Genomic DNA, 13,718 nt, shown 5'->3' with positions numbered 1-13,718 from the left:
CAGCACAGCACAGCACAGCACAGCACAGCACAGCACAGCACAGCACAGCACAGCACAGCACAGCACAGCACAGCACAATTCTGCTAAACTCACCGAGCTTGTCAAGAAATTAAAAGAAATTTTTCAAATTGATCGTCCTGATTTAGATTTCGGGATTTATCGCATTCTGAATGCTCGCCAAGCACAGATTCAACATTTCTTAGAGCGACAACTGCCGCAAAAAATTCAACAAAATTTGCAGGAAACGGCACAGCAAAATGCCGTGTATAGCCACCTTCTCACCTTTTTCTCACGCTATTACGAACAGGGCGATTTTATCAGCCAACGCCGTTATAAAGGCGACACTTACGCTATTCCTTATAACGGCGAAGAAGTAATGTTGCATTGGGCAAACAAAGATCAGTATTACACCAAATCGGGCGAAAATTTCAGTAACTATCGTTTTTCCCTTGCTGACGGTCGTCAGGTGGAATTTCGTTTAATTGCGGCAGATACGGCAAAAGATAACCAAAAAGAGAACGACAAAGCCCGTGTTTTTATGCTGGCGGAAGCCCAAACCGTCACGGAATTTGACGAAAACGGCGATGAAATCATTCAAGAAATTACGCCGTTTTCTTTGAATAAAAATACCCTAACCCTTTATTTTGTTTATCAATTTGCTGAAAAAAGCAAAAAACAGCCCGTTTACGTGAAAGAAGCGGTCGAATTTTTACAGCAAAATGCAAATTTAACCGATTGGGAAGCCATTTTTGAACTTGCGCCAACGGAAAAAGAAAAAAATCGCACGTTGCTGGAAAAATATCTCACCGATTACACTACAAAAAATTCCGCCGATTATTTTATTCATAAAGATTTAAACGGTTTTTTACGCCGTGAGCTGGATTTTTATATTAAAAACGAGCTGATGAATTTAGATAACCTGCAAAGTGCGGCAGATTTTTCGCCGATTGCAGAAAATTTACTGTTAATTCAAACTTTCCGCAAAATTGGCTTAGAAATTATTGCCTTTTTAAGCCAATTAGAAAACTTCCAAAAGAAATTATGGCTCAAGAAAAAATTTGTCGCTAACTGCCATTATTTAATTACGTTAGACAAAATTAGCGAAATTTATTATCCGAAAATTGTAGAAAACCAAAAACAATTAACGCAGTGGAAAACCTTATTTAATATCGAAATAGAAAGCCTTGAAGATCTGCAAAAACAGCTTAAAAACTCACCGCACTTGGTGCTGGATACATCTCTTTTCTCGCCTGCTTTCCAAGCAGATATTTTGGCAGAAATCAGTGAGTTAGATGAAAATACCGACGGTTTAATTATCCATTCTGATAATTTCCAAGCGTTAAATTTATTGCAAACAAAATATAAAGAACAGGTGAAGTGTATTTATATTGATCCGCCGTATAATGCAAAATCATCAGAGATTTTATACAAAAATACATTTAAGCATTCAGCTTGGATAACTTTAATGGATAACAGAATTGAATTAGGTAAAAATTTACTAAAAGATAACTCTTCACAAGCTATTGCAATTGATGAAGTTGAACAAGAGAATTTAGGTTATTTAATAAAAAATAATTTTATTGGGTGGAGTAAAAATTGTATACCAATAGTACACAATCCAAGGGGGCAACAAGGTAAGAATATATCATATGTACACGAGTATTTATTTTTAATATATCCAAATGATAACTACAAATATATTTCAGATGTTAAAAGAATCGAAGTAGACTCTAGAAATTTAAGAGATAGTGGTACAGAGTCAGATAGAATAGATGCTAGAAATTGCTTTTACCCTTTTATCATAAAAGATAATAAGATTATAGGGATCGGAGACGTTCCCAATGATGATTTTCACCCAAACTCATCAAACATATTAAAAGATAACGGAATAATTGAAATATACCCAATAGATGACAATGGTAATGAAAAAAAATGGAGATATGCGAAACAAAGCGTTAATAAAATTATTGATAAATTAGAAGTGAAACAGGGAAGAAATAATCTACAAATTATTTTCAATAAAGATACAGGCGTTATGAGAAGTTTATGGGTTGATCCTAAATATGATGCAAGTGAGTATGGCACTAAAGTATTGCAAGATACTCTTGGTAGCGAGTTAGCAAAAGGATTTTCCTATCCAAAATCTATAAATACAGTATCAGAAATTATAAATATTCAATTTAATAATGATATAGGTATAGTTTTAGACTACTTCGCAGGCTCTGGCACAACCGCTCACGCCACGATTAACCTAAACCGTGAAGATAATGGCAAGCGGAAATATATTTTGGTGGAACAAGGCGAGTATTTTAATACGGTGTTAAAACCACGTATTCAAAAAGTGGTGTTTGCGGAGAATTGGAAAGACGGCAAGCCGCAAGCCGATGATGAAAAGGGCTTTAACGGCGTTTCACATATTTGTAAAGTGTTAAAACTAGAAAGCTATGAAGATACGCTGAATAATTTAACCTTACAAACGCCAACAAATGAGTTTAATTTTGATGAACAAACGGCACAAGATTATTTATTGCATTATATGTTAGATATTGAAAGCCGTGAGTCGTTATTAAATACGCAACATTTTAATAAACCGTTTGATTATGAACTCAATATTTCCACCGATTCAGCAGGGGCGTATTTGCCACAAAAAATTGATTTGGTGGAAACCTTTAATTATTTAATCGGTTTGAACGTATCGCATATTGATGACCAACGTGAAAAACGGGGTTATGTATTAGTGGAAGGCAGGTTGCCAAATAATGAAAGTGCGTTAATTGTTTGGCGAGATTGTGAAAAAGTTGGCTATGCCGAAATTCAAGTTCTGTTTGATAAATTAAGCATTAACGCCAAAGAGAGTTTTTACGATCTGATTTATTTAAACGGCGACCATAATATTCCAACTATTTCTAGCCTTGATGACAACAAGGAAGAATATAGCCTTAAACTTCGCCCGATTGAAAGCGAGTTTTTGCGATTGATGTTTGATGTGAATGAATAGCGATTGAACATTTAAAATTGTAGCGGACGCCAGTGTGGCGTCCCTACGCTAGATCGAGCCTACACGGAAAATATCAGCAAAACCAAAGATCCAATGTAGGGACGCATTGAATGCGTCCGCTAACGCAAATTTATACAAATGTTTGAAAATGCGAAAAATCAAATAAAAAGGAATAAAAATGGCAAAACAACCCAAAATCAACCGCACTTTTCACCAAGATTTAATTTTAAACCATTGGGCAATGTCGCTTTTTTATTGTGCGGATATGCCTGAATTTAGCCGTCGATTAAGCGATGTCAAAGAAGGTATTTCAGAAAACGGGCAAAGTTACTTTTTTGAGAAACTCACCGAAGGATTATTCAATCCAAATAAAATCAGCGAGCAAGATTTACGCCGTTATGATTTAAACATTATTCAACATTGGCAGAAAATCACTGAACGTCGCAATCAACAAGCACAGGAACTTCACCTAAAATACTTCCAATACTTACTTTTATTGTTTACGGAAATTTATTTAGATCGCTTTTTTAATCAATCTGAACAGTTAATTCAAGATTTAAATCGTTTTTTAACAAAACAGCAAGCCGAAGATAAAAGCTACCCCAAATTTCAGCCATTTATTTTAGACGATCTAAACAAAATTGCTTTTTGGAGTGCCACAGGCAGCGGCAAAACCTTGCTAATGCACGTGAATATCTTGCAATATCAGCACTATTTTTCGCAAAAACAGGGCGATAAATTGCCGATTTTTTTGCTTACGCCAAATGAAGGCTTATCGCTTCAACATTTAAAAGAATTTGAAGAATCCAATCTATCCGCCACTATTTTTGATAAACAGCGTGGCATTGGTTTATTTGATGAAATTCAGATTTTAGATATTCATAAGCTCGCTGAAAAAGACGGCGAAAAAACCATTGCTGTTGATGCCTTTGAATCGCCGTATAAATTGGTGTTAGTCGATGAAGGTCATCGTGGTAATTCGGGAGATAGCTGGCTAAATTTACGTAATAAATTGGTCGGCAATGGTTTTTCTTTTGAATACTCTGCCACTTTTGGGCAATCTATTAAAGAGCGTAAATCGATTGTGGAAAAGTTAAAGAAAAATCTTTCCGAAGAAACCATTTCAGAAGAGCGGCAGCGAAATTTATTTGAGATGTATGCCAAATCCATTTTATTTGATTATTCTTATAAATATTTTTACAAAGATGGTTATGGCAAAGAGAGTTTTATTCTAAATTTATCTGGCGATGATATAGAACAAGAAGATAACGATAAAAAATACTTTTTAGCGGGGTTACTTGCTTTTTATCAACAAATTTATGTTTTTGCAAAATATCATCAAAATTTGACCGTTTACAATCTAGAAAAACCCCTTTGGGTTTTTGTGGGAAGTAAAGTGAATAACGAAGAAAGCGATGTATTACAGGTGTTGGAATATCTAGCTTATTTTGTGAATAATCCTGAGCAAATTCAACGCTGGCTTCAATTATTATTAGACGGCAAAGCCTTTTTAGATAAAAACGGTGATCCTATTCTAAAAACGCAATATGATGCGTTATTTGAAGAATGGAAAGAAAACATTAACGGGCTTTATCAAGATATTTTAAGAAAATTATTTAATGCAGAACATTCACAACGGCTCAACTTAGTTAATTTGAAAAAAGCCAGTGGTGAACTTGCTTTGCGTTTAGGCAGTTATCCGCCGTTTGGTGTGATTAACATTGGTGATGATAATAAATTCTTTAATCAGGCAAGTAATAATCATCATTTTGATACAATACACGATGATTTTAGCGAAGGTTTATTTCAGCAGATCAACAGTGAAAAAAGTGCGGTCAATTTATTGATTGGTTCTAAAAAATTCACCGAAGGTTGGTCGAGCTGGCGAGTTTCCACAATGGGGCTATTAAATATCGGCAGAAGCGAAGGCAGCCAAATTATTCAATTATTTGGGCGTGGCGTACGGTTAAAAGGCAAAGATTTTTCGTTAAAACGTAGTCAAAAAAATGAATTTTATTTAAATAAGCTCGAAACTTTAATGATTTTTGGTGTAAAAGCCAATTATATGGAACAATTTAAAACCTATTTACGTGAAGAAGATGTGCCGATGAACGATGAAATGATTACTATCAATTTCAATACTACGCCGTTCTTGCCGCAAGGAATAAAATTAAAAACATTGAAGTTAAAAGATGGTTATAAAGATAATCAACGCTTTGGCTTTAAACGTCAGCAAATTATTACGCTTTATGATGTGCCTGAAAAATATCAGCATATTAAAAAAGTAGAAGCAGTTTTAGATTTATATCCCCGTTTAGATGCGTTAAGTACGCAAGGCACAGTGAAATCGTTGTTTGATGTACGTGAAGAACATAAATTAGATGCAGCACTCTTTCCTTTCTTTGATTGGGATAAAATTTATCTTTCGCTTTTAACCTTTAAAATGCAAAAAACGTGGTTTAATTTGCAACTGAGTAAAGAAAAATTACGCTCTTTTGTGGAAAATAATCAGGATTGGTATCAGCTTTATCTGCCCAAAGAAGCCTTAGCGGTGAACGATTTTTCGGCGGTGTTTAAGCAAGAAGCGATTTTAATTGAGCTGTTAAAACTCTATACCGAAAAATTCTATCAACGTTTGAAATCGGCGTATGAAAATGAGCATTTGCACACGGCGGAAATTGAAGCGGATTACCCTGCACTTTCAGAGAAATATCTCTTTTCAGTAACAGAAGATGGTGCTGCTCGTTATGATGCTAAACTCAATGAGCTAAAAAAACATATTGAAAATAGCGATTTGAAAAAGGCAATTTCTTGGATTTCGCCTGATGCGAATTTGCACGCCATTATTTTTGAATCGCATTTATATCAGCCACTTTTTAATGTGGACGAAATAGAAAATCTGCCGTTTAAACTTTCTCCGTTATTATTAAAAGAAGAAAGTGAACTAAAATGGATTGAAGATTTAATGTCTGCACAAAAAAGTGGTGAGTTACAACAATGGATTGGCGATTGTGATTTATATTTATTGCGAAATCCTGCTAATAAATCAAAAGGTTTAGGTTTTTCATTAGCAGGGAATTTTTATCCTGATTTCTTGTTGTGGTTAGTAAATAAAAAGACAGGTAAACAACATTTAAGTTTTATTGATCCGAAAGGTATTCGTCAGCTACATAAAAATGATGTGAAATTTGCTTTGCACGAAGAAGTTAAAACGCTGCAAGTAAAAATTGCCGATCCGAATTTATGTTTAAGTGCTTTTATTTTATCCATTACCAAACAAGATGAGCTAATTGCCGATTATTCTGCCAAAGAATTAAACCAAAAACATATTTTGTTTATGCACGATGATCATTATTTAAGCCAGCTTTTTGCGATGATTTTAGGAGATAGATAATGCAAGTTACTGCTTATCACGCCAAACTTTATGCGAATGAAATTGCTTGTCGAAACTCAGGCAATTCAGCGGTTAATAGTCTTTCACAATCTCTATTTGATGCAAAAGTGGATTTAAATCCGCATCAAATTGAAGCCGCACTTTTTGCCCTGAAAAACCCGTTACAACAAGGGGTGATGCTTGCCGATGAAGTGGGTTTAGGAAAAACCATTGAAGCGGCGTTGGTGCTTTGCCAATACTGGGCGGAGCGACAACGAAATTTATTGATTACCTGCCCCGCAGTATTGAGCAAACAATGGCAAACGGAGCTAGGCGATAAATTTGCTTTGCCAAGTTTAGTGGTCGATCGTTTGGTGATTAAAAAAAGCGGATTAAGCCCCGCGGAATTCTTCCGACGCAATGCAGGTAGCTTTATTTTGATTATGTCGCACCAGTTTGCGGCAAAAATGGAAACTGCTTTAATAGCAAATCAATGGCATCTAGTGGTGATTGATGAAGCGCATAAATTCCGCAATGCTCACAAGAAAAGCAACCAATTGGGACAAACGCTGCGCCGTGCTTTTCAAGGCTGCCGCAAATTATTGCTTACCGCCACGCCATTGCAAAATTCCTTAATGGAGCTTTATGGGCTTTCTACACTACTAGATGAATATTTGTTTGGTGATGAAAAACAGTTTCGTCGTCAATTTGTTCGGCAACAAGATTTAGATGAACTTCGGCTACGGCTGAAAACCTTTGTGAAACGCACGCTGCGCAAAAATGTGTCGGAATATGTACATTATACGAAACGCAAACCCGTTACCCAAGCCTTTACACCAACAGATGCCGAGCAGATACTTTATGAACAAATTTCCAATTTTCTGCAAGAAGATAACCTATTTGCCCTACCAAAACGTAGCCGACATTTGATGGTTTTAGTATTGCGAAAGTTGTTAGCTTCCAGTCCGCAGGCAATTTTAGACACATTGCATAAAATGCTGGCACGATTACAAAAAATTCAGCAAAACAAGCCAATTACCGAACAAGATGATGATGAATTGATAGAAGAATTAGGCAGCGACTATGCCGAATTGTTTGATGATGAAGAGACAGAAACTGAGCAGACAGAACGCGAACAGCTCAATAATGAAATTGCCCAAATTCAGTACTTTATTGAACAGGCAAAATCTCTTAAAACCGACCGTAAAGCCTTAGCGTTATTGGATGCTTTAAAGACTGGTTTTGCCCAAATGAAACAATGTGACGAGAAAAAAAAGGCGATTATTTTTACCGAATCTGTCCGCACGCAAGCCTATTTGGTGGAATTTTTAAGTCAACATGGCTATGCCGATCAAATCGTAGCGTTTAGCGGCACAAACAGCCATAAAGCCGCCAGCGATATTTACGAAAAATGGAAAGCAGAGAATGCGGGCTCAGAACGAATCACAGGTTCAACAGAAATAGATAAACGCACGGCGTTAATCGATCACTTCAGAAATCAGGCAAAAATCATGATCGCCACCGAAGCCGCTGCCGAAGGTATCAATTTGCAGTTCTGCTCGTTGTTGATTAACTACGATTTACCGTGGAATCCGCAACGTTTGGAACAGCGGATCGGGCGTTGTCATCGTTATGGACAAGAACATGATGTAGTTGTTATTAATTTCTTAAATGAGCGCAATGCCGTGGATAAGCGTGTGTTACAGCTGTTGCAGGAAAAATTTAATTTGTTTAATGGCGTATTTGGTACTTCTGATGAAATCTTGGGCAAAATTGAGTCTGGCGTGGATATTGAGCGTAAAATTTTAGCGATTTATCAAAGCTGCCGAACCGCAAGTGAAATTCAAGCCGCTTTTGATGCGTTGCAAAAAGAGTTAGACGAGCAAATTCAAGCGACTTTGCGAGATACTCAACAACAACTTTTTGATAGTTTCGACCAAGATGTGCTGGAAAAACTAAAAATTGCCGCAACAGACCGTTTAAACAAAATGCAGCAATGGGTGTGGCGTCTAACGCAGTTTATGCTGGCGGATTTTGCCAAATTTGATGAAAAAAACTACCGTTTTTGGCTCAAAAGGTCCCCAGCAAATGTGCCATGCAAGCTAGGTGAATATCACCTGCTCCAACGTAAACAGAAAGGCACTTCCGATCTTATGCAGCAGGGTATAACCTATCGCCTAACACAACCTTTGGGCGAATTTTGTTTAACCCAAAGTTTACGGCTGGATACGCCATATCGCACCTTAACTTTTTATTATCAGCCACAAAAAGAAGGTAAATTAAGTCTTGTAGCACAACAATTAGGAAAATCGGGTTGGCTACGGGTAGATAAAATCAGTATTCATTCTGAAATTCAGCAACTTCAAGAAACTCTAATTTTTACTGCCTGTACTGATCAAAAACAATGTCTTGATGCGGATTTTTGTCGTCAGCTTTTTTCACTATTATCAGAGCAACAAACCTCAACTCAGGCAATACCTATAATCTTGGAACAAACGGCAAATATACGGATTGAAAGTGAAATTAATCGTTTTAGAGAAATGAATAAGCAATTAATTATTGAACAGGAAGAACGTTTAAACAAATGGGCTGAAGATTCCGTTAAAGCGCTTGAAGAGGAATTAACTCAGCTCAAAAGTGAAATTAGCCAATTAAAACGACAATCTCGTCAAGCACAATCACTGGAAGAAAAATGCCAATTACAACTGGAAATAAGTCAACGAGAAAAAACACTCCGCCTTGCTCGCCGTAATCTTTTTGACAAAGAAGATGAAATTAGCGAACAGAGAGACAATTTAATTGACGATGTAAATGAAAAATTAGCGCAACATACACAAAAAGTATGCTTATTTCAGATTAGGTGGCATGTAATATAACCAATTCTGCGATTAATATCTCCGAAGTAACAAGAAATATCACAATCACAGACAATTAAAATAAATAAAAATAACAACCGGCGCGAAAAACACATCAATCAACTGGGAAAAGTGACCAGTTCGATATACGGACCGCCGCCTAATGACAGTAAATGGCGGTGTACTCATCTGCCGCCCTTCGGCATACCGAATACGGTCTCCACAATCTCTCCCTGCACCGGCGGATCTGTCGGTCGGTGGCCGTCATACATGACCGTTGCGCCGAAAGCCTGTTGAAAGAAAGCGCTCGCCGCCACGCCTTGCGCGTTCGGTGATTTCCGGGCGGCAATACCGATTAAACGCGCCTGCAACGACGGCACCACACCGAAAGTCAGGGCGCCTAAAAGTGCGGCCAGAATCGCCATAAAAATCGCAGATTGCGCGGCAAACCACATGGTGATATTCGTTAAAATAAGACCGCCGATAATAACGACGTTGGCTTTAAATTCGCCGATTTTATCGGTCAGTTTACCACCGATAATATTGCCGATCGCGGCGGCCACACCGTAAATTAACATAAAAACGCCGATTGATGTTGTACTGACACCGGTAAGTCGGGTAAGCAGCGGCGCGATATAAGTATAGGCGGTGAAAGATCCCGCATAGGAAAACACGGTAACCAGCGCCGCACCGAGTAATGCCGGGCTAAACAGCAGCATTATATTCTGTTTTACCGAAAAACGATGCGCAGATTTTAATGCGTCCTGCATGCCAAACCACAAGCCGAAAAAGCCGATGACATCGAACACCGCAATCAGACCCAACATTAAACGCCAGGACAACATTTCGCCGAGATAGGTTGTGACCGGAGCGCCATGGCTAAGGTAAATCCGCCGAATACCACCGCGCTACCGGCTCGTGCAGGCCCGGCCAGTTTTGCCGCGGTACTTGATGCTACCGCCAAAAACAAGCCATGTCCCAAGCCTGCCGCAAAACGCGCGGCAATCATCAGGTTCAAACTGTCCGCCATGGCGGTTATCAGGCTGCCAAGCGAGAAAATCAGCGCCGTCATCAACATCGCATTTTTTCTTGACCAGTTGATGGTCAGCGCGGTTAAAATAGGTGCGGCGAATGTTGCGGGCAATATAGAGAACGCCATAAAATAAATAAAATTATTAAATTTATCTATTTCATAAATATATTTATATCATAAAATGCACCGCACTTTTCCACGAATCTTGTCCGTTTAGATGGCGTTACCGTTTCTTCAACGCTACATCATATACCGGCACGAAATGGCGGAAAGCGGCTTGTTGCGCATTGATGCGTTGGTGCAGCATGGGGAGATGAAACAGTGCGCTGAGGTTGTCGCAGTTGAGAATGTGCCGGGTATCGCCGAAAAGGGAGTGATCCGGTCGCAGCAATAAAGTTTTATTCGCCACCAATTCGGCATGATTCGGCTGGTGCGTGGTGAAAATCACCGTCAGTTTTCTTTCCTCGGCAAGGCGATGCAACAGGGATAACAGCCGATTCTGATGATATAAATCCAGCGCCGATGCGGGTTCGTCCAGCAGCATAATCGGCGCTTCGGCGGCAAGCGCTCTGGCGATCAGCACCATTTGTTTCTGCCCGCCCGACAGCGTGACGAAATCCCGCGCCGCCAAATCCAGCAGACCCAGACTGTGTAACGCCTCACGGGCAATGCGCCGATCCGCCGCTTTGGGGGTAGAAAAGAGGTTAATATGTGTTGCGCGTCCCATTAATACGATATCCGACACACTGTACGCAAACGGCGGGCTGAAAAACTGCGGGACAAAACAGCAGGCTTGCCGTTTAACGATTTCACCGCACAAGGGCTGCCGCACCCCCAGCAGAATATCCAGCAGCGTGCTTTTACCACAGCCGTTCGGCCCCAGCACGGCCAGAATATCGCCCGCGGCAAGAGAAAAGGAAAGCCCGCGGAACAGCCATGACGGCTTGCGGTAAGCAAAACCTAAATCTCGACCAAAAATCACCGCACTTTTACTCATGCCAGCCCCTTTGTCGCAATTTATACAGCAAGACGCCGAATAACGGTGCGCCGATTAAGGCGGTTAAAATGCTGATGGGAATTTCCGCCTCGCTCACAGCGCGGGCGAAACTATCGATGATCACCAGATAGATCGCCCCGATAAGCATAGAGCAAGGCAATAAAATCTGATGATTGGCACCGACCAGCATTCGGCTGATATGAGGAATAATCAGCCCGACCCAGCCGATACTGCCGCTGACCGCCACCTGACAGGCTACAATCACACCGCTGCAACACAATACGCACCAGCGCAGCGGCATCACCCGGACTCCCAGCGCGCGGGCTTCTTTTTCACCTAACGAAAGCAGGTTCAGGCGCCAGCGCAATCCCAATAGCACCGCGCCGCAACACAAACAGGGGATGAAAAAGAACAGCAATTTCTCTCCGTTGGCCGTGGCGAAACTGCCCATCAGCCAGAAAACGATACTCGGCAGTTTTTCCTCTACGTCGGAAACATATTGCAGCAGACTGACCAGCGCGGCAAAAAAGCCGCTTAAAATCATCCCGCTGAGGATCAGCATCAGCAAACTTTGTCCGTGCAGTTTATAATTGAACAGAAAGACTAAAACCAGCGTTCCGAGCCCAAAAACGACCGTCGTGAAAAACAATCCCCAAAGACTGAAGCCCAGAAAAATCGCCAAGGTCCCGCCGAAAGCGGAACCGGAGGTTACGCCGATAATATGCGGGTCCACCAGCGGATTACGGAACACGCCCTGCAATACGCTGCCGCTCAGCGCCAATCCGGCGCCTGCCAGTGCGGCAAGCAAAATCCGCGGCAGGCGAACGTGAAAAATCACCTGTTGCTGAATCGGTGCTAAAGGCGCTCCCCGCATTTTAGCCCACAGAATATGCGCGACATCAGCCACGGAAAGGGAATAGCGCCCCACGCCCAGCGCAATCAGCAGGGTGAGCAACAGCAACAGTAAAAGCAGCAGCGGATAAAGCGGCTTAGCGTGGTTCGGCATGATAATGCGTACGGTAGAATCGCAAATAATATTCGTCCACCAGTTTATCCAGATCGATATCGCCAAAACGCTGCGGATAGAGTTTTTGTGCCATCCACAATTCGCCTAACGCCAACGCTTCCGGCATCGGATAGCCCCAGGCTTTGGCATATTCCGGCATCAGATAAACCCGCTGATGTTTTACCGCATCGATATTCGCCCAATCGGCGGATGCGGTGATTTGATTCACTACATCGGGATAACGATCCTGTACGAAAATCACCTGCGGATTCCAGTTCAGCACATTTTCCAATGAAACCTGTTTATAGCCTTTAATGGTTGCGGCGGCCACATTATCGGCGCCGGCATGTTCCATCATTAAACCGGTGTATTTGCCCGAACCGTAAGTGGTTAAATCCGGATTCGCCATATACACTTTGATTCGCTCGGCGGGCGCAATATCCTTCAGTCGTTCCGCCAGCAATTTACGCTGCGCAAACGCGGCCTGAATCAACGCTTCGCCTTGTGCTTGTTTTTCAAACACTTCGGCGATTAAACGAATGCCGTCTTTTAAGCCCTCGCTATACGCCTCATCGTCGTTTTTCAGGGTCGGATTCAGTTTTGCCTGTTGCTGCGCATCGCCGCGGCGCAACGAAATCGCAATCACCGGCAATCCGGCATCGGTAATCTGTTGAATCATTGCCGGCGGCGCATAATTGGTGACAAACACCACATCCGGCTTCAGCGCCAGCAGACTTTCGATATTCACTTCGTTAAGATCGCCGGGTGTCGCCATGTTGTTCAGTTCCGGTGCCAGACGGGCATAATTCGCCCCCAGCTGTTTTTTCCATTTGGCCAATATGCCGACCACCTGTTTGGTGGCATCCAGCTGTACCGCAATATTCAGGGTCTGATGCTGTAAAATAACTGCCCGCCGCACATGATCGGGAATCACCACCTCACGATTGAGCTGATCGGTCAGCGTACGTTCGGCCACTGCGGATAACGCGATACAACAGGCGAACAACGCCGATAAAAGCAGCTTAAGTTTCATACAATCACCTCGATTAAAAATCGGATATATAATAATATACATAGCGATTTTATGAAAGGGATATCGTTTTCCGCCGTGGATAGTTGAGTGGCAAAAATAACCTCAAAACCGACCGCACTTTTTAGGCGATCGGTGTTCACTTAATGGGGATTACCGGCTAACTTGTTACGCGTTCTGATGACCGCCGCACATGATCGGGAATCACCACCTCACGATTGAGCTGATCGGTCAGCGTACGTTCGGCCACTGCGGATAACGCGATACAACAGGCGAACAACGCCGATAAAAGCAGCTTAAGTTTCATACAATCACCTCGATTAAAAATCGGATATATAATAATATATATAGCGATTTTATGAAAGGGATATCGTTTTCCGCCGTGGATAGTTGAGTGGCAAAAATAACCTCAAAACCGACCGCACG

The 13,718-nt window shown here is 41.1% G+C and carries 9 protein-coding genes; 3 read left to right on the top strand and 6 right to left on the bottom strand.

Features of this window, described 5'->3' with window-relative positions; translation table 11 throughout:
• Positions 1–376: 376 nt before the first annotated feature.
• From ACESOH_RS11000 to ACESOH_RS10990, 3 genes are all read left to right on the top strand, one after another.
• Entirely contained in the window at positions 377–2,998 is a 2,622-nt protein-coding gene (locus tag ACESOH_RS11000) for a site-specific DNA-methyltransferase (protein WP_373101199.1), read from the top strand.
• 178 nt (positions 2,999–3,176) lie between these two features.
• Positions 3,177–6,392, top strand: a complete 3,216-nt coding sequence (locus ACESOH_RS10995) for a DEAD/DEAH box helicase family protein (protein ID WP_373101186.1) — start codon at positions 3,177–3,179, stop codon at positions 6,390–6,392.
• The gene (locus ACESOH_RS10990; protein ID WP_373101184.1) at positions 6,392–9,247 is read left to right on the top strand and encodes an SNF2-related protein; all 2,856 of its coding nucleotides are present in this window, start codon (positions 6,392–6,394) and stop codon (positions 9,245–9,247) included. Before ACESOH_RS10995 ends, ACESOH_RS10990 begins: the two co-directional genes overlap by 1 nt.
• A 164-nt stretch (positions 9,248–9,411) precedes the next feature.
• Here the strand turns inward: ACESOH_RS10990 and ACESOH_RS10985 are convergent, their stop codons facing one another.
• The 6 genes from ACESOH_RS10985 to ACESOH_RS10960 all read right to left on the bottom strand — a co-directional run bounded on the left by ACESOH_RS10985 (position 9,412) and on the right by ACESOH_RS10960 (position 13,599).
• Positions 9,412–10,116: an MFS transporter gene (locus ACESOH_RS10985; RefSeq protein ID WP_373101197.1), complete on the bottom strand. Its 705-nt coding sequence runs from the start codon at positions 10,114–10,116 to the stop codon at positions 9,412–9,414.
• Positions 10,053–10,385 (bottom strand): MFS transporter, encoded by a 333-nt coding sequence (locus tag ACESOH_RS10980; RefSeq protein ID WP_373101182.1) that lies wholly within the window; start codon positions 10,383–10,385, stop codon positions 10,053–10,055. The genes ACESOH_RS10985 and ACESOH_RS10980 overlap by 64 nt, the downstream gene beginning before the upstream one ends.
• Before the next feature lie 97 nt (positions 10,386–10,482).
• The gene (locus ACESOH_RS10975) at positions 10,483–11,256 is read right to left on the bottom strand and encodes an ABC transporter ATP-binding protein (RefSeq protein ID WP_373101180.1); all 774 of its coding nucleotides are present in this window, start codon (positions 11,254–11,256) and stop codon (positions 10,483–10,485) included.
• Entirely contained in the window at positions 11,249–12,262 is a 1,014-nt protein-coding gene (locus tag ACESOH_RS10970; RefSeq protein ID WP_373101178.1) for a FecCD family ABC transporter permease, read from the bottom strand. The genes ACESOH_RS10975 and ACESOH_RS10970 overlap by 8 nt, the downstream gene beginning before the upstream one ends.
• A complete protein-coding gene (locus tag ACESOH_RS10965; protein WP_373101176.1) occupies positions 12,246–13,295 on the bottom strand; it encodes an ABC transporter substrate-binding protein in 1,050 nt (349 codons plus the stop codon). Before ACESOH_RS10965 ends, ACESOH_RS10970 begins: the two co-directional genes overlap by 17 nt.
• A 157-nt stretch (positions 13,296–13,452) precedes the next feature.
• Positions 13,453–13,599 carry a hypothetical protein gene (locus ACESOH_RS10960; protein WP_373101174.1) on the bottom strand — a complete coding sequence of 49 codons (147 nt, stop codon included), beginning with the start codon at positions 13,597–13,599 and terminating at the stop codon, positions 13,453–13,455.
• Positions 13,600–13,718: the final 119 nt, after the last annotated feature.

Source organism: Necropsobacter rosorum (assembly GCF_964241405.1).
Taxonomy (GTDB): Bacteria; Pseudomonadota; Gammaproteobacteria; order Enterobacterales; family Pasteurellaceae; genus Necropsobacter; species Necropsobacter rosorum.
This window is presented reverse-complemented; position numbering and strand designations above follow the sequence as displayed.